Origin of the sequence: Pseudomonas sp. MF7453 (assembly GCF_016405455.1) — a bacterium.
In the GTDB taxonomy this organism is placed as follows: Bacteria; Pseudomonadota; Gammaproteobacteria; order Pseudomonadales; family Pseudomonadaceae; genus Aquipseudomonas; species Aquipseudomonas paralactis.
The window spans coordinates 159,209-181,140 of record NZ_JAEKCN010000005.1 but is presented as its reverse complement, the minus strand read 5'-3'; the positions used below and the strand labels follow the sequence as shown (position 1 = coordinate 181,140).

22 protein-coding genes are annotated in these 21,932 nt (G+C 60.1%); 13 read left to right on the top strand and 9 right to left on the bottom strand.

Translation table 11 applies throughout. The features are described from left to right. Nucleotides 1–137: 137 nt before the first annotated feature. From uvrD to JFT63_RS10245, 3 genes are all read left to right on the top strand, one after another. Nucleotides 138–2,321, top strand: a complete 2,184-nt coding sequence (gene uvrD / locus JFT63_RS10255) for a DNA helicase II (RefSeq protein ID WP_032878654.1) — start codon at nt 138–140, stop codon at nt 2,319–2,321. 284 nt (nt 2,322–2,605) lie between these two features. Further along, the gene (locus JFT63_RS10250) at nt 2,606–3,475 is read left to right on the top strand and encodes a Tim44 domain-containing protein (RefSeq protein WP_032878653.1); all 870 of its coding nucleotides are present in this window, start codon (nt 2,606–2,608) and stop codon (nt 3,473–3,475) included. A 135-nt stretch (nt 3,476–3,610) separates the two neighbouring features. Continuing rightward, nucleotides 3,611–4,018 carry an SMI1/KNR4 family protein gene (locus tag JFT63_RS10245; RefSeq protein ID WP_034129154.1) on the top strand — a complete coding sequence of 136 codons (408 nt, stop codon included), beginning with the start codon at nt 3,611–3,613 and terminating at the stop codon, nt 4,016–4,018. A gap of 102 nt (nt 4,019–4,120) precedes the next feature. On the opposite strand, the gene JFT63_RS10240 is transcribed toward JFT63_RS10245, so the two are convergent. Next, a complete protein-coding gene (locus tag JFT63_RS10240) occupies nt 4,121–5,878 on the bottom strand; it encodes a cation:proton antiporter (RefSeq protein ID WP_057701892.1) in 1,758 nt (585 codons plus the stop codon). Nucleotides 5,879–6,169: 291 nt separating this feature from the next. Between JFT63_RS10240 and JFT63_RS10235 the strand changes: the two genes are divergently transcribed. Further along, nucleotides 6,170–6,655, top strand: coding sequence for an acyl-CoA thioesterase (locus JFT63_RS10235; RefSeq protein WP_003195747.1), 486 nt, complete (start codon nt 6,170–6,172; stop codon nt 6,653–6,655). A gap of 133 nt (nt 6,656–6,788) precedes the next feature. Here the strand turns inward: JFT63_RS10235 and pdxY are convergent, their stop codons facing one another. Beyond that, nucleotides 6,789–7,661 carry a pyridoxal kinase PdxY gene (pdxY, locus tag JFT63_RS10230; protein ID WP_057701891.1) on the bottom strand — a complete coding sequence of 291 codons (873 nt, stop codon included), beginning with the start codon at nt 7,659–7,661 and terminating at the stop codon, nt 6,789–6,791. A gap of 117 nt (nt 7,662–7,778) precedes the next feature. Between pdxY and JFT63_RS10225 the strand changes: the two genes are divergently transcribed. Continuing rightward, the gene (locus tag JFT63_RS10225) at nt 7,779–8,174 is read left to right on the top strand and encodes a DUF3301 domain-containing protein (protein ID WP_198843885.1); all 396 of its coding nucleotides are present in this window, start codon (nt 7,779–7,781) and stop codon (nt 8,172–8,174) included. On the opposite strand, the gene JFT63_RS10220 is transcribed toward JFT63_RS10225, so the two are convergent. Genes JFT63_RS10220 through dksA form a run of 4 tightly spaced genes read right to left on the bottom strand, consistent with a single transcriptional unit; the run spans nt 8,168 to nt 11,456 of the window. Further along, nucleotides 8,168–9,130, bottom strand: coding sequence for a CobW family GTP-binding protein (locus tag JFT63_RS10220; protein WP_057701889.1), 963 nt, complete (start codon nt 9,128–9,130; stop codon nt 8,168–8,170). The two genes, JFT63_RS10225 and JFT63_RS10220, sit on opposite strands and share 7 nt — an antisense overlap. Before the next feature lie 44 nt (nt 9,131–9,174). Next, complete coding sequence (locus JFT63_RS10215) at nt 9,175–9,819, bottom strand: DUF1826 domain-containing protein (RefSeq protein WP_057701888.1); 645 nt, start codon at nt 9,817–9,819, stop codon at nt 9,175–9,177. Then, entirely contained in the window at nt 9,819–11,024 is a 1,206-nt protein-coding gene (gene zigA / locus JFT63_RS10210; protein WP_186559092.1) for a zinc metallochaperone GTPase ZigA, read from the bottom strand. The genes JFT63_RS10215 and zigA overlap by 1 nt, the downstream gene beginning before the upstream one ends. Before the next feature lie 27 nt (nt 11,025–11,051). Then, nucleotides 11,052–11,456 carry an RNA polymerase-binding protein DksA gene (gene dksA, locus JFT63_RS10205; protein WP_198843884.1) on the bottom strand — a complete coding sequence of 135 codons (405 nt, stop codon included), beginning with the start codon at nt 11,454–11,456 and terminating at the stop codon, nt 11,052–11,054. Between the two features lie 127 nt (nt 11,457–11,583). Here dksA and JFT63_RS10200 point away from each other — a divergent pair, with 127 nt between their 5' ends. Further along, nucleotides 11,584–11,952, top strand: coding sequence for a glutamine synthetase (locus JFT63_RS10200; RefSeq protein ID WP_198843883.1), 369 nt, complete (start codon nt 11,584–11,586; stop codon nt 11,950–11,952). On the opposite strand, the gene JFT63_RS10195 is transcribed toward JFT63_RS10200, so the two are convergent. Beyond that, nucleotides 11,949–13,160 (bottom strand): N-acetylmuramoyl-L-alanine amidase, encoded by a 1,212-nt coding sequence (locus JFT63_RS10195; RefSeq protein WP_198843882.1) that lies wholly within the window; start codon nt 13,158–13,160, stop codon nt 11,949–11,951. The two genes, JFT63_RS10200 and JFT63_RS10195, sit on opposite strands and share 4 nt — an antisense overlap. Before the next feature lie 128 nt (nt 13,161–13,288). On the opposite strand from JFT63_RS10195, the gene folE2 reads away from it, so the two are divergent. From folE2 to JFT63_RS10165, 6 genes are read left to right on the top strand one after another with little or no spacing between them, the layout of a single operon-like run. Further along, nucleotides 13,289–14,179, top strand: a complete 891-nt coding sequence (folE2, locus tag JFT63_RS10190; protein WP_198843881.1) for a GTP cyclohydrolase FolE2 — start codon at nt 13,289–13,291, stop codon at nt 14,177–14,179. Continuing rightward, nucleotides 14,176–14,844, top strand: coding sequence for a metal ABC transporter ATP-binding protein (locus tag JFT63_RS10185; protein ID WP_186559087.1), 669 nt, complete (start codon nt 14,176–14,178; stop codon nt 14,842–14,844). The genes folE2 and JFT63_RS10185 overlap by 4 nt, the downstream gene beginning before the upstream one ends. Beyond that, on the top strand, nt 14,844–15,710 hold the full coding sequence (locus JFT63_RS10180) for a metal ABC transporter permease (RefSeq protein ID WP_057701881.1): 867 nt from the start codon (nt 14,844–14,846) through the stop codon (nt 15,708–15,710). The genes JFT63_RS10185 and JFT63_RS10180 overlap by 1 nt, the downstream gene beginning before the upstream one ends. Before the next feature lie 11 nt (nt 15,711–15,721). After that, the gene (locus JFT63_RS10175; RefSeq protein ID WP_057701880.1) at nt 15,722–16,600 is read left to right on the top strand and encodes a metal ABC transporter substrate-binding protein; all 879 of its coding nucleotides are present in this window, start codon (nt 15,722–15,724) and stop codon (nt 16,598–16,600) included. After that, the gene (locus JFT63_RS10170; protein ID WP_005792581.1) at nt 16,597–17,157 is read left to right on the top strand and encodes a gamma carbonic anhydrase family protein; all 561 of its coding nucleotides are present in this window, start codon (nt 16,597–16,599) and stop codon (nt 17,155–17,157) included. Before JFT63_RS10175 ends, JFT63_RS10170 begins: the two co-directional genes overlap by 4 nt. A gap of 3 nt (nt 17,158–17,160) precedes the next feature. Continuing rightward, on the top strand, nt 17,161–18,498 hold the full coding sequence (locus JFT63_RS10165; protein ID WP_198707146.1) for a dihydroorotase: 1,338 nt from the start codon (nt 17,161–17,163) through the stop codon (nt 18,496–18,498). Here JFT63_RS10165 and JFT63_RS10160 read toward each other — a convergent pair. Then, nucleotides 18,495–19,016 carry a DUF3617 domain-containing protein gene (locus JFT63_RS10160; RefSeq protein ID WP_198843880.1) on the bottom strand — a complete coding sequence of 174 codons (522 nt, stop codon included), beginning with the start codon at nt 19,014–19,016 and terminating at the stop codon, nt 18,495–18,497. The two genes, JFT63_RS10165 and JFT63_RS10160, sit on opposite strands and share 4 nt — an antisense overlap. A gap of 130 nt (nt 19,017–19,146) precedes the next feature. Here JFT63_RS10160 and cls point away from each other — a divergent pair, with 130 nt between their 5' ends. Next, nucleotides 19,147–20,586 carry a cardiolipin synthase gene (gene cls, locus JFT63_RS10155; protein WP_198843924.1) on the top strand — a complete coding sequence of 480 codons (1,440 nt, stop codon included), beginning with the start codon at nt 19,147–19,149 and terminating at the stop codon, nt 20,584–20,586. A 131-nt stretch (nt 20,587–20,717) separates the two neighbouring features. Here the strand turns inward: cls and cfaB are convergent, their stop codons facing one another. Beyond that, entirely contained in the window at nt 20,718–21,902 is a 1,185-nt protein-coding gene (gene cfaB / locus JFT63_RS10150; protein WP_057701876.1) for a C17 cyclopropane fatty acid synthase CfaB, read from the bottom strand. Nucleotides 21,903–21,932 lie beyond the last annotated feature (30 nt).

Below are 21,932 nucleotides of genomic sequence, written 5' to 3'. Positions count from 1 at the left end.
CGCGGGCTGCGGAGCATGACCAACCGGTCATCCCTCACGGCATAAACTTTGCCCGTTTGGTGGTACGCCGAGTGTTTTGCGTCGACCACCCGGCATTGGGATTTGCCCGAGCCCCTTTAGGCCCATAGAATGCGTCGATGCGCGATGATCTCTCTCTTTTGCTGAACTCCCTCAACGATGCCCAACGCCAGGCCGTAGCGGCTCCCGTTGGCCGTCAGTTGGTCCTGGCCGGTGCTGGCTCCGGTAAAACCCGAGTGCTGGTGCACCGTATCGCCTGGTTGATCCAGGTCGAAAACGCGTCCCCGCATTCCATCCTGTCGGTGACTTTCACCAACAAGGCCGCTGCCGAGATGCGTCATCGCATTGAGCAGTTGATGGGCATCAGCCCGGCCGGCATGTGGGTCGGCACCTTCCACGGCCTGGCGCACCGCCTGTTGCGGGCGCACTGGCAGGAAGCGGGGCTGAGCCAGACCTTCCAGATCCTCGACAGCGATGACCAGCAGCGCCTGGTCAAGCGCGTGATCCGCGAACTGGGCCTGGACGAACAACGCTGGCCGGCGCGTCAGGCCCAGTGGTTTATCAACGGCCAGAAAGACGAGGGCCTGCGCCCGCAACATATCCAGGCCAGCGGCGACCTGTTCCTGGCCACCATGCGCAGCATTTATGAAGCTTACGAGGCAGCCTGCGTACGCGCCGGCGTGATCGACTTCTCCGAACTCTTGCTGCGCGCCCTTGACCTGTGGCGCGACAATCCCGGCTTGCTGGCCCATTATCAGAAGCGCTTCCGTCACATTCTGGTGGACGAGTTCCAGGACACCAACGCCGTGCAGTACGCCTGGCTGCGCCTGCTGGCCAAAGGCGGCGACAGCCTGATGGTGGTGGGCGATGACGACCAGTCGATCTACGGCTGGCGCGGCGCGAAAATCGAGAACATCTACCAGTATTCCGAAGACTTCCCGGACGCGGTGACCATCCGCCTGGAGCAGAACTACCGCTCCACCGCCGGGATCCTCAAGGCCGCCAACGCCTTGATCGCCAACAACACCGGGCGCCTGGGCAAAGAGTTGTGGACCGATGGCGGCGAAGGCGAAGCGATCAACCTGTATGCCGCGTTCAACGAACACGATGAAGCCCGCTACGTGGTGGAAACCATCGAAAGCGCGCTGAAAACCGGCCTGGCCCGCAGCGATATCGCGATTCTGTACCGTTCCAACGCCCAATCGCGGGTGCTGGAAGAAGCCTTGCTGCGCGAGCGCATCCCATACCGCATCTACGGCGGCCAGCGCTTCTTCGAACGTGCCGAAATCAAGAACGCCATGGCCTACCTGCGCTTGCTTGAAGGCCGCGGTAACGATGCGGCGCTGGAGCGGGTGATCAATATCCCGGCGCGTGGCATTGGCGAGAAAACCGTTGAAGCGATCCGCGACCATGCGCGCCATGCCGATGTGTCGATGTGGGAAGCCATGCGCTTGCTGATCGCCAACAAAGGCCTGACCGGCCGGGCTGCCGGGGCGTTGGGGGTGTTTGTCGAGCTGATCGAGAACCTGGCCGCCAAGTGCGCAGAAATGCCGCTGCACCTGATGACCCAGACCGTGATCGAACAATCCGGGCTGATTGCCTACCACGAGGCGGAAAAGGGCGAGAAGGGCCAGGCCCGGGTGGAAAACCTTGAAGAACTGGTCAGCGCCGCCCGCGCCTTTGAAAACACCGAGGAAGACGAAGAGCTGACGCCGCTTGCCGCCTTCCTGGGTCATGCGTCACTGGAAGCCGGCGATACCCAGGCCGACGAGCATGAAGACAGCATCCAGCTGATGACCCTGCACAGCGCCAAGGGCCTGGAATTCCCTTACGTGTTCCTGGTGGGCATGGAAGAAGGCCTGTTCCCCCACAAGATGAGCCTGGAAGAACCCGGCCGTCTTGAGGAAGAACGCCGCCTGGCCTACGTGGGCATTACCCGGGCGATGCAGAACCTGGTGATGACCTACGCCGAGACCCGACGCCTGTACGGCAGCGAGACCTACAACAAGGTGTCGCGTTTCGTACGTGAAGTGCCGAAGGGGTTGATTCAGGAAGTGCGCCTGTCCAACAGTGTCAGTCGCCCGTTCGGCGGCGGCCAGCAGCAGAACTCCAGCACGATGTTTGCCGGTTCCGAGATTCCTGAAACCCCGTTCAGCCTTGGCCAGCAGGTCAAACATGCGATCTTCGGCGAAGGCGTGATCCTCAACTTTGAAGGCGCCGGTGCCCAGGCTCGGGTGCAGGTGAACTTCGCCGAGGGCAGCAAGTGGCTGATGATGGGTTACGCCAAGCTCGAAGCGGTCTGAACTCCATTCCCGTAGGAGCGAGCTTGCTCGCGAAGAACGCCCAGACAATGCGTTCATCCAGAATGCCCGCATAATCGTTGACGATTTTCGCGAGCAAGCTCGCTCCTACAGGAAGATACGGCTGCGCCCTTGTATTTCACGAGTGCGGGCCAATATCTGTAATTAGTCCTACAGACCCTTCGGATTTGGTCTTACGCAAAAGCCCGAAACATTATGCCGCTAGCCACTGCTCCGACACCTGTGCAACATGGCGCGCGTGCAATCCACAAATGGGAATTCCCTTTATGAAACGTTTTCTTAGCATCGCCATGGCGTTGTGCATCGGCTTGACGATGAGCCTGGACGCCAACGCCAAACGCTTCGGTGGCGGCAAAAGCTCTGGCGCAGCGCCGACTCACCAAACCAGTCAAATGGCTCCATCCGCCGGTGCCGGCGGTGCTGCCGCCACTGCGGGTGCTGCCGGTGCGGCTGGCGCTGCTGCCAAGGCCGGCGGTGCTTCGCGCTGGTTGGGCCCTCTGGCCGGCATCGCCGCCGGTGGCCTGCTCGCGTCCATGTTCATGGGCGGCGGCTTCCAGGGCATGCAGATCTTCGACATCCTGATCCTGGCCGTCATCGCGTTCGTGATCTTCCGCTTTATCGCCGCCCGTCGCCGCAAGCAGCAGGAGCACCTGGCTCCAGCCGGCGCGCCGATGCAGCGTGAAGTGTTCGAGCAGAAGCCAGCCATGGGTTCGATCTTCGGTGGCTCGGCAGCACCTGCTGCCGCCCGTCCGGTGATCAACGCTCCGGCCTGGTTCAATGAAGAACGTTTCGTCGAAGCGGCCCGCAGCCACTTCCAGTCCCTGCAACAGCACTGGGACGCCAACGAAATGGACAAGATTGCCGAGTTCGTGACCCCGCAACTGCTGGAGTTCCTCAAGCGCGAACGCGCCGAGATCGGTGATGCGTTCCAGTCGACCTACATCGACGACCTGCGCGTACAGCTTGAAGGCGTGGATGATCGTGCCGACAAGACTATCGCCACCCTGACCTTCAGCGGTGTGTCGAAGTCGTCACGTTTCGACCAGGGCGAGGTGTTCAGCGAAAGCTGGAACATGGAACGTGCCCAAGGCGAGAACCAGCCATGGCTGGTCGCCGGTATCCGCCAGAACAGCTGATACTCACGCGTTTGAGCAAGCGGTAACAAAAACCCCGGACATGTCCGGGGTTTTCTATTTCACGGTTGCACTTATAGCGAGCTACTGTATAAAACGCCCCTATAAACCGCGCCATCTAGCAAGAGGATCCCGGCCGTGGAAGAAATCATCGAACAATTGCGTGAAGCCAACGAACCGGTCCCGGTTCCTTTGGAGCTGCCTGACGAAGACCTGCTGGTGGAGATTGAGGAACAATTGTTCATCGACATCCCCTTTGTCTTCCGCGAATTCCTGCTGACCGTCAGCGACGTTGTGTACGGCAGCCTGGAGCCGGTGACCGTCACCGATCCGCAATCCCACACCTACCTGCCGGACGTTGCCGCCAATGCCTGGGATGCCGGTGTGGATCGCAGCCTGATCCCGATCTGCCAGGACGGCGATGACTACTACTGCGTCGAAGAGGACGGCACCGTGGTGCTGTGGTCCGGTGAAGAAGAGCTCGTTACCGAAGAAACCTGGGAATCGGTATGGCACTGGGCGCGGGACGTCTGGCTGGAAAGCTGAGCCTCTTGTAGGAGCCGAGCTTGCTCGCGAGAAACCTGAGGGCGCCGCTGGGTGTCAGGTTTCCCGCGTTATCGTTAACGATCTTCGCGAGCAAGCTCGCTCCTACTGCGTATCCTTGTGGTTATCCAACGTTTCCAGCAAGGCAACCTGCATCCGTGTATGCACACGAATAAACCAGCGCCAAAGCACCGCAGCCACCGCCGCCGTGACCACGGCAATCAGCACCAGCAACTTGTTGGTCGGCAGAATGCTCGCCGACAAGGCTGCCAATAGCAGGAAGATCACCAGCAGCGAGAGCAGCGGAATCAGCTCCGCAATCACCCGCCGCACACGCTGGGTATGCCGCCCGGCCATCTCCGGCTTCACACTCATCTCTGCCAGCAACATCGACAGCGCCTTGAGCTTGCGATACGCCGCAATCAGAAACGGTAGCGACAACAGCAGCGCCCCGCCCCAGATCAACGCCTTCTGCCAGCTCTGATCACTGATCCAGCCTTCCAGATACCCGCCGATGCGCGCCGCGAAAAAACTGCCGGCAAAGAAGATCGCGATCACCAGTGCCAGATTCACCCCGACTTGCAGGATGATCTTGCGGATCATCGACGCCAGCATCGCACCCTCGCCCTGAGGCTGAATGCTGCGCAGCCATTCGCCATACATCCCGAATACCCGGCTCATGCGCTTGGGCATTACCGCCGCGATTTTCAACGACAGTGGGTCCGCGCCGCGAATCAGATAGGGAGTGAGTAAGGTCGTAATTGCCGAAACAGCCACGGCTACCGGGTACAGGAAGTCGCTGGTCACCTGCAGGGTCATGCCCAGCGCTGCAATGATGAAAGAAAATTCGCCAATCTGTGACAGTCCCATCCCCACTCGCAGCGAGGTGCGACCGTCATTGCCGGCAATAAACGCGCCCAAACCACAGGAAAGCATTTTGCCCAACACCACGGCCACGGTGATCACTGCGATCGGCCAGGCGTATTGCAGCAAGATCTGCGGGTCGATCATCAAGCCAATGGCGACAAAAAAGATTGCGCTGAACATATCGCGAACGGGCTCGATCAGGCGCTCGATTTTAATCAACTGACGAGATTCAGCCATGATCGCGCCAATCAGGAAGGCGCCGAGCACCATGCTGTATTCCAGTTTCACCACCAGCAGGCAGAAGCCGAAACACAAGCCCAACACGGTGATCAGCAGCATCTCGTTGCTTTCGAACCTGGCCACGTAAGCCAGCAGGCGCGGCACCAGCAATATGCCGATTACCAGCGCGACGATCATGAACAGCGAGAGTTTGCCCACAGTGGAGAACACTTCCCCGGAGCTGACGGTGCCACTGACGGCGATGCTCGACAGCAGGGCAATGATGCCGATGCCCAGGATGTCCTCGACGATCAACACCCCGAAAATCAGCTGGGCGAAACGCTGGTCTTTCATCTTCAGGTCATTGAGGGCCTTGACGATGATGGTGGTCGAGGAGATCGCCAGGATCGCGCCGAGGAACAGCGAGTCCATGGTGCTCCAGTCGAACCAGCGGCCAATCTCATAGCCGATCCAGATCATCAGGACAATTTCCAGGAAGGCGGCGATAAACGCCGTGGCCCCCACCTTGAACAGCTTGCGCAGGCTGAACTCCAGGCCCAGGCAGAACATCAGGAAAATTACCCCAAGCTCAGCCAGGGTCTTGATCGTGTCTTCATCGTGGATCAGGCCAAACGGCGGGGTATGAGGGCCGATAATGAAGCCAGCGACGATGTAGCCCAGCACCACCGGCTGCTTGAGGCGGTGAAACAGGATGGTCACGACCCCTGCCACCAGCATGATCACGGCCAAGTCCTGGATAAAGCTGATGGCGTGCATGGCGAGGGGCTCCTTGAGGTACCGGCGCTTTTCCCACTTCCAGCCGCCTTTGTACGGTCGCAAAGAGCGGAAGGAAAAGTCTGCCTTGATCGTAAGAAAAGCCCTGAGATGGGCTTTTGAAGGTTAACACCGCGACTTCTGCTGAAAAGCCGGTGCAATATATGGAAACAGATCGATGCACGCGTGACGGCAAGCTGCCCACCGGCGTCCCGTTAGGGATGGCGCTGCAAAGACACCAGCACCCGCAGAGGTGCCCTCCCCCAACCAATGCCTACAACCCGTGAGTGTGCTATGGAACCCGGAAACGCCCAGCTGTCGATGACGGTACTGATGACCCCTGACATGGCCAACTTCTCAGGCAATGTCCACGGCGGCACGCTGCTCAAGTACCTCGACGAAGTGGCCTACGCCTGCGCCAGCCGTTATGCCGGTCGTTATGTGGTCACGCTGTCGGTGGACCAGGTGATTTTTCGCGAACCGATCCATGTCGGTGAGCTGGTGACTTTCCTGGCGTCGGTTAACTACACCGGCAACACGTCGATGGAAGTGGGCATCAAGGTGGTGACCGAGAATATCCGTGAACGCTCGGTGCGCCATACCAACAGCTGTTTCTTCACCATGGTGGCCGTGGACGACCAGCGCAAACCCGCCGCCGTGCCGCCGTTGCAGCCGCAGAACAGCGAGGATAAGCGCCGCTTTGTGCAGGCCCAGCAGCGTCGGCAGATTCGCCAGGAATTGGAAAAACGCTACCGGGAAATCAAAGCCGACGCGCCGTAAACTCCAAGCGGTGAATCAACTCAAAAAAGTGTGGGAGCGGGCTTGCCCGCGATAGCAGTGGTTCAGTCGACATCTCTTTGACTGAGACTCCGTCATCGCGGGCAAGCCCGCTCCCACATTGGGATCTGTGTCATTACAGGCTGATCGGTGTGGCTTCAAAGCGCACACGAGGATGAGCGATGCGATCCTGAGCCCGCACCAGTTCCAGTTCATAACTGGCGCAGGCCTGAGTTTCCAGCAGCACTTCATGCACAGCCGCGGCGGTGAACTCAAAGGCTGCCACCAGGCTATCGCCCAACAGCACCCGCGCCAGGAACAGACCCGACGTCAGGTCGCCCACGCCCACCGGCTGACGCGGGAACGCCAGCAGCGGCCGACGCAAGTGCCAACTGCCATCGGCCGTCACCAACAGCATTTCAAACCCTTCAGGCAGTTTGCCTGGGTAATCCAGGTGCTTGACCAGCACTGCTTTGGGCCCGCGCGCCAACAACGCCTTGGCCATGGCCAGGCAATCGAACAGCGATTGCGGCTTGCGCCCGGCAAAACTGTCCAGCTCCAGTTGGTTGGGGCACAGGAAATCCGCCATGGCAGCAGCTTCATCAAGCAGGAAATCGCTGACCTCCTGCGGCACGATGCAGCCCTTTTCCGGGTGGCCCATCACCGGGTCGCACAGGTACAGCGCCTTGGGGTTGATCGCTTTGATACGCGCCACACCGCTGAGGATGGCGCGGCCCTGGTCTGCACTGCCCAGGTATCCGGACAGCACTGCATCACAGTTGCCCAGCTCACCAATCGCGGCAATACCCTCTACCAGCGCCGGAATTTGCTGCGGCGCCAACACTTCGCCCGTCCACTGTCCATACTGAGTGTGGTTGGAGAACTGCACCGTATTGAGCGGCCACACGTTCACTCCCACACGCTGCATGGGGAACACGGCGGCGCTGTTTCCGGCGTGGCCAAAGACCACATGAGACTGGATCGCAAGCAGATGAGGTGTGCGTTTCATGCGGGAGATTTCCGTAAAGCCGTTGAAATTCTGGCCGCGCAGTATGCGACTAAACGCAGCCTGTACGACAGACCGGCGACGCAGTTAAGCTGCTCTCACTTTGTTGGAGTTCATGGAATGCTGACCCTGGGAAACATGTTCGTGTTGATGCTGCTGGCGACTGGCGCCGCCTGGGTTTGGCACAACCACGGCCTGCGTGAGCGGGCGCTGGAGCGGGTCAAGCAGCATTGCGCCAAGCTTGATATCGAGTTGCTCGATGGTGCGGTTGCGTTGAAACGCATCGGTTTCGTGAAGGATGCCAATGGCCAGCGGCGCCTGGCACGCATCTACAATTTCGAGTTCACCGTGACCGGGGAAGCCCGCCATGCCGGGACGATCACCCAATTCGGCGCCCACAGTGCACTGATCGAACTGGCGCCCTACCCGTTCGAAGCCAAGGAGCCACTGCCCAGCGCCGAAGTGATCGAGTTGAGCCAATGGCGCCAGGATCACGCCACCAAGAACCGTCAGTAGCGGCAGGCGGCCAGCGCAGTCTGTAATGTGGCCACGTCCTGTGGTTCGCTGAAGATCAATTCGATACGTGAATCCCGTCGCCATTCGCTGGGTTGCCAGGTTAGAGCGCTGTTATCCACAGCGTTGGCCGAAACCCAGTTGTCACCGCTGTGGATAACCAGTTTGGCACGGCACCAGTCGAGGCCTGACAGCCAGTGATGCAGGCGGTTGAGATCAAAATGCTGGCTGGAGTGCCAGCGCCAGCCGATACTCCAGCCCCCCTCCTGGCCCTGACTCAAACAGATGGGCACCGCAGGATCGCTCCAGATCGCAGGCATTTGCGCGAGGCCTTCAGGCACCTCGAAGTTATCCACAGCCGCTTGGGCCTGCGCATTCAAGCCCGGCAACTGGTCGATGGGTAGCTGTGCCTGGCGTGTCCAGTAAAGCGTGGAATCGGGTAACTGCCGTTCAATCGCCTGACGTTGCTCGGCATCCAGGTCTTCTTCCTTGTTCAACACCAGAAGGCCAGCACTGGCTAACGCCGCCTGCTGTGCCTGCGGCAAGGGCTTGCCCGCTGCCAGCGCCTGGGCATCCAATACCAGCACGCAGGGCTGCACGGCCAGTACGTCTTGCCATGGCGCTTGCCGCAGTTGTTTGAGCAACTGCGCGGGATGACCCAACCCTGAAGGTTCGATAAACAGCCGATCCGGTTTGGCCTTACGCAGCAAACGGCCCAGGCCTACCTGAAACGGCGCACCATTCACACAGCACAGGCAGCCACCCGCCACCTCGCCCAAAGCGACGCCGTCAGCGTCTTGAGTCAACAAGGCAGCGTCCAGGCCAATCTGGCCGAATTCGTTGATCAGCACGGCCCAGCGCTCGTTGGCCGGGCGCTGAGCGAGCAGGTGCCTGATCAGGCTGGTCTTGCCGGCACCCAATGGCCCGGCAATCACATGGGTGGGAATGTTCTGCAGCATTGGTAGCATCATTCTGGCCGTGTAGTGCGTCTGATCCTACGCGGTTATGCCAGCCAATCCAGCGTCAGGATCAACCGACGCTCATCGGGCTTGAGCGCCGGCGAACGATGGATCAGGCCATGCCCCTCGTTGCCATGCCATTTGGTGCCCTTGAGCAGCGCCACCTCACCGCAGTGGATCTGCTCGATACGCTCGCTAGGCTCGGCGTCCGCCTGGCTCAGTTTGCGGCGGTCCATCACACCTTCGCGCAACCATTGGCTGCCGATACCGGCATAGGTGGTGATCAGCCGAACCGGCACATGATCCACATGAAATCGCGGGCACATGGCCTTGTCCAACAGCCGCAAACGTACGCCAATACGCCTGGCGCCGAGCAGGCAGGCAAATGCACTGACCAGCCATGACACATCGGCGATAAAACCCTCGTAGCCCTCAAGATCGCGACAACTGGATGCCAGACCCTGCAAGTTCGGCACGGCATCTTCGCCGTCGAGTTCAATCACCAGGGATTCGGCGAGCGGCTCATTGAGCGCCACCAGCAAGGCGCCGAACTCGGCGATATGCAGGGGCAGTTGGCGCTGCCATATCGCCAGGTTAATGCCATCTTCGAGGATATCGGACAGCGCCAGCGGGGTTTGCCCACTGGTCTGGCGGATCACGGGGCGCAAGGGGATAACCGGGGCCAGCATCAGGCGACCTGCTCATACCAAGGGCCAAAAGGATCAGGCAGCTGGCGCCAACCTTCCACACCCAGGGCCATCTCTTCATCATTGAGCAAACAGGCATCCAGTTCGGCACGCATCAGGTTGAAGTCGATGTTTTGCCCGATAAACACCAGCTCCTGGCGGCAGTCCCCGGTGCTCAATTGCCAGTTGCCCATGATCGCCGCCACGCTTTCCTCGTCTTGAGGCCACTGGCTTTTCGGCACAAAGCGCCACCAGCGTCCGGCAAAGCCATGGCGCATCAGGCCCCCGGCCTGGGACCAACTGCCGGCGTCCTGATGTTTGCTGGCTAACCAGAAGAAGCCCTTGGAGCGCAATAGCTTGCCGTTCACCCAGGGGCGATCGATAAAGTCGAAAAAGCGCTGTGGATGAAAAGGCCGGCGTGCACGGTAAGCGGTGGAGGCGATGCCATATTCTTCAGTTTCCGGCACATGCTCACCGCGCAACTCCTGCAGCCAACCTGGCGCCTGGGCGGCCCGTTCAAAGTCGAAACGCCCAGTGTTGAGGATTTTGTGCAGCGGCACCTCGCCCATGACCATCGGGATGATTTCGGCCTGGGCATTGAGGCGCTCAAGGATGGCCATCAATTCTTCACGCTCGCGACTGCTGATCAGGTCGATTTTGCTGATGAGGATGACGTCGGCGAATTCGATCTGTTCGATCAACAGGTCAGTGATGGAGCGCTCGTCCTCTTCACCCAGGGTTTCGCCGCGGGACGCCAGGCTTTCGGCGGCCTGGTAGTCGAGCAGAAAGTTCATACCATCGACCACCGTGACCATGGTGTCCAGGCGAGCAATGTCTGCCAGGCTTTGCTCGTTTTCATCGCGAAAAGTGAAGGTCTCGGCCACTGGCAGCGGCTCGGAGATACCGGTGGATTCGATCAGCAGGTAATCGAAGCGCCCCTCTTTGGCGAGCTTGGCGACTTCTTCCAGCAAGTCTTCACGCAAGGTGCAGCAGATGCAGCCGTTGCTCATTTCCACCAGTTTTTCTTCGGCACGATTGAGCGTGACGTCGCGCTGCACCTCGCTGCCGTCGATGTTGATTTCACTCATGTCGTTGACGATCACCGCTACCCGCAGGCTGTCGCGGTTGCGCAGAACATAGTTGAGCAGCGTGCTTTTACCGGCGCCGAGAAAGCCGGACAACACGGTCACGGGGAGACGATTGGGCATCAGGTATTCCTCATCAGGGTTGGCCGGTCAAACTGCCCGTTTATGGCGTTCGCGCAGCTCTTCACGTTCTTTGGCTTCGATACACAGGGTTGCGGTAGGACGCAGCAGCAGGCGTTGCAGGCCGATGGGCTCGCCGGTTTCACGGCACCAGCCGTATTCACCGCGGGCCAGCAGCTCCATGGCGTCGTCGATCTTGTCCAATAGCTTTTTTTCCCGCTCCAGCAGGCGCAGCTGCCATTGGCGCTGCTCTTCAGCGCTGCCGATATCCGCCAGGTCGCTGTTGGTTTCCTGTTCGCGCAGCAGCTGGAACTGCGTGTCGATGCGGGCTTGCAGTTCATCGCGTTGAGCCAGCAGCAGCTCGCGGAAGAATTGCTGCTGGGCTTCATTCATGTAATCAGCAGGCGGTTGAGCCAGGAGATCTTGTTCGGTCATGGGAAACGGTTCACGGGTGGGGCTGTGTTTTTATGTTATAGTATAACAATACAAATAAGCCAATCCCTCTTGCTCGTCGCGACGAAGGGCGCAATGCTTGATCACCTCTGAACCCCCGAGAAACACGATGAGATACGTGTTATGCGCCTTGCTATTGGCAGCTGCAGGCTCTGCCTGCGCACAAGCCCCAAGCCTGTTGGCCAACTGCACCCGCAGCGCCACCTTGTTGGCTTGCGTGGACCCGCTGGGGAATGCCTATAGCGTGGCGACTGCGGGCAACATCACTTACATGCGCGGTTTCGAAGTGATCGGTAAACGCTATTGGGCGCAGACCAATAGCCGCTACGGGCAGCTGACGTTCTTTACCGGGTTGGCATCCGATGGCGAGGCATGGGTTGGCTACACGCGTCGCGTGGGCTGGACCACCATCAACCGCTTTTCCAGTTCAGGCGGCGCCAGCGCCAAGTTCACTTGCAACCGAATGACCGGCTGTTAGGCCTGGGTTTTCTGCTGTTCCTGCGCCCAAGCCATGTAGCTGTTGATGGGCGGGTTCTTCTGGAAGTACTGCTTCAACCCCTCAAAAAGCCCATCCGCCACCGCCTGCTGATGACGCGCCGTGCCCAGCCGCTGGGCGTCCCGTGCATTGGAGATAAACCCGGTTTCAACCAGGATCGAGGGCACGTCCGGTGACTTGAGCACCGCGAAGCCTGCCTGTTCCACGCGCTTCTGATGCAGGCTGGTGATGCTTTGCAGGCTGCCCAATACCGCGCTGCCCAGTTGCAGGCTGGAGGCGATGGTGGCGTTCATGGACATGTCGAGAATCACCCCGGCCAGCATCGGGTCCTTGTCCTTCAGATTGAGTAACGTCGTGGCGCCCAGCAGGTCTGCGCCGTTCTCGCGCTGAGCCATGAACCGCGCCGTGGCAGAAGTTGCACCGCCTTCAGACAACGCATACACCGAAGCGCCCGATGCAGTAAGCCGTGGCGCGGCGTCGGCGTGTACCGAGATGAACATATCAGCCTTGTGCTTACGGGCGATCTCCACGCGCTTGCGCAGCGGTACGAAGAAGTCGTCATTGCGCACCAGCTTTACGGCAAAACCCTTTTCACGTTTCAACCGTTTAGCCAGCAACTGGGCGATCGACAGCACCACATCCTTTTCGCGCTGGCCCTTGGAGCCAACGGCGCCCGGATCTTTGCCGCCATGGCCGGGGTCAACCACCACAATGATGTCGCGTTTGGGGTGCGCCTTGTCCACCGGTACCACCAGGGGCGCCGGTTCGGCTGCGATTTGACGGGGCGCGGGCGTGGCGTTGGTCAGGTCCAGCACCAGGCGATGACCTTGGCCATCCTGGGGCGGCAACACAAAACTGTTGAGCTGCATTGGCGCGACCAGATCCAGCACGATACGCGTATCGCTCTTGCCGAAATGCCCGGAGCGTATCGAGGTAATCCCACTGCTCTTCAGTGCCAGTTGGGAAAAATCGCCGCTGAGCCCGGCGCCACTCAAGTCGATGATCAGGCGGTCCGGCGACGTCAGGGAGAACGTCTTGTATTGCACCGGGCCGCTGAGGTCGAACACCAGCCGCAGCTTATCGTCCGAACGCCACAGGCGCGCATTGCGGATCTGCGTGGCGTAGGCCCCCAAAGGCAAAGTGAACAAGGGGCTGACCAGCAGCAGGTTAAGGAGCTGACGTCTGTGCATGACATATACCGCAGATAAAGGAGCATCCCTACTCGACGTGACTGAACAAAGGCGGGGACAGAAATTTCATCGTAGCGACTATTGTTATACTATAACATGGCGAATCATTACCAACGATGGACCTGCTCATGAATGCGCTGACTCTGCCGGATATCGCCGCGCAGGCTTCACGCCAAGCCTTGCCGCTCGACTGGGTGGGCATGTGCGGCATTGCCCTGCCTGTGTTGCTCGACGGCCAACGCCTGGCCGCTACCGCCGATGCGGGCGTAAGCCTGGACGACGGCACGGCCCGTGGCATTCATATGTCACGCCTTTATCTGGCCTTGGAAATGCTAGAGCAGCAACCGCTAACGCCGGCACTCTTGCGTAATGTACTGCAGCGTTTTCTCGACACACATGAAGATTTATCTAAGGACGCCTACCTGCGTATTCACACAAATTTGTTGCTGAAACGCCCCGCACTGGTCAGCCCTTTGGAGGGTTGGAAAAGCTATCCGGTCAGCATCGAAGCGCGTCTTGAAAATCAGATGTTCCACGTGGAACTAAAAATTGACGTTACTTATTCCTCAACCTGCCCTTGCTCCGCCGCCCTCGCCAGGCAGCTGATTCAGCAGCAGTTTCTCCAGGATTTTGCCCACACACCTTTGCAGCATGAAGCCGTATTGACCTGGCTCGGCAGTGCCAACGGCATTGTCGCCACGCCCCACAGCCAGCGCAGCAGCGCGCAGTTAAACGTCCAACTGCAAGGTGACGACCTGGCGATCGTCGACTTGATCAACGCTGCCGAAGCCGCTCTCGGCACCGCCGTGCAAACCGCTGTGAAACGTGCGGATGAACAAGCGTTCGCCCTGGCTAACGGGCAGAACCTGATGTTCTGCGAAGACGCCGCTCGCCGCTTGAACCTCGCCTTGAAGCGCTCGGATGCCGTCAAAGCCTTCCACCTCAAAGTAATCCACGCCGAAAGCCTGCACGCGCACGATGCGGTGGCTGAAAGCCGCTGGACGAGAGACTGTGCATGATTACCTGCAACGCTTTGCGCTGGGGAGCCCCCGGGCAACCACTGACGCCGGCTCTGAACGTGACACTGGAAAAAGGTAGTCTCACGGGCATCATCGGCGCCAATGGCACCGGCAAGAGCAGCCTGCTCAAAGTGATCGCCGGGCTGCAAAAGCCGCTGACGGGCAAGGTCCGTGTCGATGTTCCACGTCGCGGCGGCTTGTCGTTCCTGCCCCAGCAACAGCACCTGGATCGTCAGTTTCCGATCAGTTTGCAGGAGTTGGTCGCTGCCGGCTTCTGGGGCACCCAATTGAACGCACAAGAACGCAACGAGCGCCTGCGTGCGGTAATGGAAGACTGGTGTCTCAGCGGTTTGGAACAGCGCCCGCTGATGGCGCTATCCGGTGGCGAACTGCAACGCGCGCTGCTCGCCCGTATGAGCCTGGCCGACTCACCCATCCTATTGCTCGACGAACCCCACGCAGCCCTCGACGAAGACGGCCAGGCACTGTGCTGGAAACACATCCATGCCTGGCACAGCCAAGGCCGCACGCTGGTGGTGGTCTGTCATGACCTGGCGTCCGTGCGTCACCACACCCAGCACGTGCTGCAGATCAAAAATACCGGCTGCGTATTCGGGCCCAGCAAAGAGTTGATCCGCCCGCAACCACAGATGCAGGTGGCCTGATGCACCTCACCGCTCACCTGTGGCTGCCCTTCCAGGATTTCGTGTTTATGCGCCGCGCGCTGATCGGCGGGTTAGTGCTTGCTTGCAGCACCGCCCCCCTTGGCGTGTTCCTGATCCTGCGACGCATGAGCCTGATCGGTGACGCCGTGGCTCACGGCATTCTGCCCGGCGCTGCACTGGGCTTTTGGTTCGCCGGGTTGAGCCTGCCCGCACTGACCCTCGGCGGCCTTGGCGCGGGTTTGAGTATGGCTGGTCTGGCCGCGTGGGTCACCCGCCGCACAGGGCTACGTGAAGACGCCAGCCTCGCCGCTATTTACCCCATCTCGCTCGCCGCTGGTGTACTGATCCTCGGTATCGCCGGTAAACGTCTCGACCTGCTGCACCTGTTGTTCGGCTCCGCCCTGGCGGTGGACGAAACCACACTGACCGGAATGCTCTGGGTGTCCGGCTTCAGCCTGATCGCCATGGCGCTGATCTACAAACCTCTGCTGCTCGACACTCTCGACCCGCTGTTCCTGCAAACCGTCAGCCGCCTCGGCCCACTGGCCCATGGCCTGTTCCTGACGCTGGTGGTGCTGAACCTGGTGATCGGCTTTCAGGCCATCGGCGCCCTGATGGTAGTGGGCTTGATGATGCTGCCGGCCATCGCTTCACGCTTCTGGAGCCGGCGCCTGCCGGTGTTGATCGCAATATCGGCAGTGCTTGGATGCCTGTCGGTGTGGCTGGGTTTGCTGCTCTCGTTCTACTACTCACTGCCCAGCGGCCCGGCAATCGTGCTGGTGGCGGGCGTTGGGTATGCGTTGTCCGTGGTGTTCGGTCCGGTGCATGGTTTGTTGCGCCGCCCGCCTTTGCCTACATCCTCATGAGGTGTTTCCCGATGCGCGCTCTTCTCGTGTTGTTCAGTCTGTTGCTGCCGCTGTCGATGGCTCACGCCGCCGACAAACTCCAGGTAGTCACCAGCTTCAGTATTCTCGATGACATCACCCACCAGATCGGTGGCGACCATATTCAGATCAGCAACATGGTCGGCCCGGACGCCGACGCTCATACCTATGAACCCACGCCGGATGACGCCAAGGCGCTGCTCAAGGCCAAAGTCATCATCAAGAACGGCCTGGGTTTCGAGCCGTGGCTGGATCGCCTGGTCACCAGCACCGAAACCACCGCTACGGTCGTCACCGCCAGCAAAGGTGTGATTTCCCATACCATGGACGAAGACGGCGAAACCATTCCCGACCCACACGCCTGGCACAACCTGGCCAACGCCGAAATTTATGTGAGCAACATCACCAAGGCATTGGTGGCCGCAGACCCTGCCAACAAAAGCGACTACCTGCGTAACAGCCAGGCTTACCTGAAGCAAATCCACAGCCTGCTGGCCGAGGCCAAGACCCGGTTCGCTGCGCTGCCGTCGGGCAATCGCCGCATCGTCACGTCCCACGATGCCTTCGGTTACCTGGGCCAGGCGTATGGCATCCAGTTCCTCGCGCCCCAGGGCTTGTCCACCGAGCGTGACCCCTCGGCTGCCGAAGTCGCCGCGCTGATCACCCAGATCCGCAAAGACAAGGTCAAAGCCGTGTTCATCGAAAACATCAAGGACTCACGCCTGCTCAAGCAGATTGCCGATGAAAGCGGCGCGCAGATCGGCGGCACGCTGTACTCCGACGCCCTTGCCGCGCAAGGCCCGGCCAGCACCTTTATCGGGCTGTTCGAATACAACCTCAATACCCTGTGCGCAGCGTTGAGCAAACCATGATCCGTAAAAACCCTTCCGGCGACCTGCCGGTGATTGCCGAATCGGCCTACGTCGACAAGACCGCGATCATCTGCGGCAAGGTCATCATCGGCGAGAACGTCTTCGTCGGCCCCTACGCTGTGATCCGCGCCGACGAAGTCGACGCCAGCGGCGCCATGGACCCGATCACCATCGGCGCCAACTCCAACATCCAGGACGGAGTGGTGATCCACTCCAAGTCCGGCGCGGCGGTGACCATTGGCGAATTCACCTCCATCGCCCACCGCTCCATCGTCCATGGCCCCTGCACGGTCGGCGACCGCGTGTTCATCGGCTTCAACAGTGTGCTGTTCAATTGCGCCGTCGGCGATGGTTGCGTGGTACGCCACAACTCGGTGGTCGACGGCCGCGACCTGCCCGCTGCCTTCTACGTACCCTCCACTACTCGCATCGGGCCCAACACCGACTTGTCGCAATTCCCGCCGGTGAGTGTCAGTGCCTCGGAATTTTCCGAAGACGTGGCGCGCACCAACGTCGACCTGGTGCGCGGCTACAAAGCCTTGCAAAACGAGTTCTGAACCATGAGCCGCCTGCTGATTCGCAACGCCCGCCTGGTCAACGAGGGCCAGATATTCGACGCCGACGTGCTGGTCGCCAATGGCCGTATCGAGAAGATCGCCGCCAGCATTGATAGCGCCAACGAGCCGATGGAAATCGACGCCCAAGGCCAGTGGTTGCTGCCGGGAATGATCGATGACCAAGTGCATTTTCGTGAACCCGGCGCGCCAGACAAAGGCAGTTTCTACAGCGAATCCCGCGCCGCGGTGGCCGGCGGTATCACCAGCTACATGGACATGCCCAACACCCACCCGGCTACTTTGAATCTGCAAGCCCTGGCCGATAAGAAGCGCCGTGCTGCGTTGCACTCAGTGGCCAACTACGGCTTTCACTTCGGCGTAAGCAACGACAATCTGGATATTGTCGCCGCCCTCAACCCCTGTGAAGTGGCCGGGGTCAAAGTATTCATGGGCGCCTCCACCGGCAACATGCTGGTGGACGATCCACGTATTCTGGAACGTCTGTTTGCCCAAGTGCCAACCATTCTGCTCGCGCATTGTGAACACACCCCGAGCATCCTGGCCAACGAGCAACGCCTGCGCGAGCGCTTTGGCGAGCGCATCCCCGCTGTCGCTCACCCGCTGATCCGCGATGCCGAAGCGTGTTATCGCTCGTCATCGTTTGCCGTGGAACTGGCCCAGCGTCACGGCACACGCCTGCACGTTTTGCACCTGACCAGCGCCCGCGAACTCGCGCTCTTCGAAGACAAGCCCCTGGCCGAAAAGCACATCACCGCCGAAGTCTGCCTGCATCACCTGCTGTTCGACGACCGCGACTATCACCGCCTCGGCCACCAGATCAAATGCAACCCGGCCATCAAGACACGCGCCGACCGCGACGCACTGCGCCTGGCGTTATTAAGTGATCGTCTGGATGTGATTGGCACTGACCATGCGCCGCATACCTGGGCGCAAAAACAGCTTGGCTATCGCGAAGCACCGTCGGGTTTGCCCCTGGTGCAACATGCCCTGCCGGCGTTATTGGAATTGGTGGCCGACGGGCATTTGCCCCTGACCACACTGGTGGCGAAAACCAGTCATCGCGTGGCCGACCTGTTTGCCATTCCTGATCGCGGTTACTTACGTGAAGGCTATTGGGCCGACCTGGTACTGATCAAACCCGAGCCTCAGGGCAAACCGGTCAGCAGCCAACCGATTCTCGCCCGCTGCGGCTGGACACCCTTTGCAGAGCGCAGCTTTCGTCACAGCGTGAGCACCACCCTGGTGTCCGGCCACCTGGCTTGGCACGACGGCCAAGTGGTCGACAGCTGCCAGGGCTTGCCCCTGCATTTTCTGCGTTAAGCGCGGGGTTTGACCGTACCGCAATCGTTGCCCAGCCACTGAGCGTGGCTGTCCAGGCTGCCCTTCTGCTGGATGCCCGTGGCATTAAACGTACCGTTGACGGTGGTGGTGAATTCCTTCTGGCTTTGGAAGGTCGCGACACCGGTGCCCTGGGCTTTGGGGCAGCTGAAGCGGAACTTCCATTGGTTACCGGTCTTGTCAGTCACTTCCTGCTTGCAGCCCGATTGCGGGTCAGTCAGGGGAATGGAATCGGAGGCAACCTGGGCTGGAGTCAGGCACACCTGCACGCCCTTACCGGCCATGTTGATGCCTTGTTTTTCGAGCATGGCGCGCTGTTCCGGGGTCATCTGTTGTTTGAGCTGACCGAGAATCAGCGACAGGTCGGGCAGGTTCTGGTTATCGACTTTCATATTGCTGGTGGTCAATTCCCACAAGCCCGGCGCCAGCATCTGCGCCTGCGCCGCCATCGGCAGCGACAACCCAACAACCATGGCCAAACCAAGCAGACGAGCATTCATCGGGTAACTCCTGGGTAATTGTGCGTGTTAGACGTCGCAAAGCGGCCAGTGTTGCATGGCAAATAAAATAGCGACATTCGCAGCGGTTCATGGTCTGTTACGCACTGGACTGCCTGGAGTAATGTCGTTCATGGATTTCTTTGGCCCGCACTTGCTCGCCTACTTCATTGCCACGCTGCACGTTCTGGGGTCACTCGCCGCGATCCATGCGGTACTGACCGTCCGCACTGCCCAAGGCTCTATCGCCTGGGCCTTGTCGCTGATGTTCATGCCTTACCTGACGCTGATCCCTTACCTGATCTTCGGTCGCAGCACCTTCGACGCGTACATCCAGGCCCGTCGCCAGGCCAACCAGGAAATGCACACGGCGATCGCCGAACTCAATTGGCGCCCGTGGGTTGAGGAAGCGCTCGCGGCGCGTAACTCCAGTGCCTATGCCTCCCTGCGAGCCATGCCCAAGCTCGGTCGCATGCCGTGCCTGGCCAATAATGAAGTGCGCCTGTTGATCAATGGCGAAACCACTTTCGGCGCGATTTTCGAGGCGATTCGCAACGCCAGGACCGCCGTGCTGTTCCAGTTTTTCATCATTCATGACGATGAGCTTGGCCGCCAGTTACAGGTGCTATTGAAGGAAAAGGCCGCCCAGGGCGTCGCCATTTACGTGCTGTACGACCGCATCGGCAGCCACGCCCTGCCCCATCGCTACGTGCAATCGCTGCGCGACGCCGGGGTACAGGTCAAAGCATTCGCCACCCGCAGCGGCTGGCTCAATCGTTTCCAGGTCAACTTTCGCAACCATCGCAAGATCGTGGTGGTGGATGGCATCACTGGATTTGTCGGCGGGCATAACGTAGGCGATGAATACCTGGGCAAAAAACCGCCGCTGGCGCCATGGCGCGATACCCATGTACAGGTCACAGGCCCCGTAGTGGCGTGCCTGCAGGAGTCGTTTGCCGAAGACTGGTTCTGGGCGGCACGGCAACTTCCGCCGCTGATCCTGCCGGACGCCTACCCCGAAGACGGCGTGCTTTGCCAACTGCTCGCCAGTGGCCCGGCGGACCCCTATGAAACCTGCTCGCTGTTTTTCGTCGAGGCCATCCATGCAGCGACCGAGCGGGTCTGGATCACCAGCCCGTACTTCGTCCCCGACGAAGCCGTATTCGCGGCACTGCGCCTGGCGGTGTTGCGTGGGGTGGATGTGCGCCTGTTGTTGCCGTCACGGCCCGACCACCGCGTCGTGTATGCGGCGTCCAGCCTGTATGCCATCGAAGCGGTACGCGCAGGCGTAAGGGTGTTTCGCTACACGCCCGGGTTTGTGCATCAGAAGGTGGTATTGGTGGACAGCGAAATCAGCGCCATTGGCAGTGCCAACCTGGACAACCGTTCGTTCCGGCTCAATTTCGAAGTGATGTTGCTGACCGTGGATGAGGCTTTCGCCAGCCAGGTTGAACACATGCTGCTGGATGATTTCGCCCTGTCCCATGAGGTCAGCCAGGAAGAGAGCTTCCAGACGCGACGCCTGCAACAGCTGGGAATGCGAGTGGCCCGTTTGATCTCACCGATCCTCTAACCGCCAATACAAAACCAATGTGGGAGCGAGCTTGCTCGCGAAAAACTCACAGGCGCCGCGTTCATTCAGCAAGTACGCGTTATTGTTGACGTTTTTCGCGAGCAAGCTCGCTCCTACAGTGTTGAGCGTGATCAGCGGTAGAGGTCTTCCCGTGTCCACGGCAGTTCATGACCACCATCGGCATGGGGTTTGACCGCCAATATTTGGTGCAAATTAATCCAGCCTCGGGCAAACGCATAAGCGCACCCGGCCAGGTACAGCCGCCAGATACGCAGCGCCTGCTCCGGCACCATCTTCGCCGCTGCTTCCAGGTTGTCTTCCAGGCGCTCGCTCCAATGGTCCAGCGTGCGGGCATAGTGCAAACGCAAACTTTCGACATCCACCACTTCCAGCCCGACCTCACTGATCTCGGCCGTCATCATGGCCAGGTGCGGCAGTTCGCCATTGGGGAATACATAGCGCTCGATAAACTCCCCGGCGCCACGGCCTACTGGGCGACCATCAGTGTGTTTGGCGGTAATGCCATGGTTCATCACCAGCCCGCCTTCACGCACCGCCCCGAACAGGGTCTGACAGTATTGCGCCAGGTTGGCGTGGCCGACGTGTTCGAACATGCCCACACTCACCACTTTGTCGAAGCGGCCGTCCTGAGGCAGGTCGCGGTAGTCGAGCAATTGCAGGTCGACCTGGTCCTCCAGGCCCTCGGCTTTCACCCGTTCCCTGGCCAGCGCCAGCTGTTCCTTGCTCAAAGTGATCCCAAACACCTTGACCCCGAATTCACGTGCCGCATACCGCGCCAGCCCGCCCCACCCGCAGCCAACATCCAGTAGATACTCGCCCGCCTGCAGCCGTAGCTTGCGACACAGGTGACGGAATTTGTCTTGCTGGGCTTGATCGATGGATTCGCTGCCGGTTTCGAAATACCCGCAGGAGTACGCCATGTCCTGGTCCAGCCATAGCTGGTAGAACTCGTTGGACAGGTCGTAATGGTAAGAAATGGCCGCCGCGTCGGTGGCCTTGTCGTGGATCGAGCGTACTGGACGACTGCCTTCGTCGTCATCGACCAGGGCGTGACTCAACTCGTCACAGACCCTGATCACTTCGGTAATGGAGCCTTCCAGCTCCAGTTTTCCTTCGACAAAGGCTTCGCCCAGTGAATCGAGCGTCGGATGGGTCAGTTGGGACACGACCGTGGGGTCCTTCACCACAATCGTTACACTGGGCTCAGGGCCCAAGTTGAATTCATGGCCGTCCCAGAGTCGAAGACGCAGCGGTAGCTGAAGATTCTGTAAGGCCGGTGGAAGTTGCGCGAGCATGAGTAATCCCCCCTTGTTTCAGACGTCTGG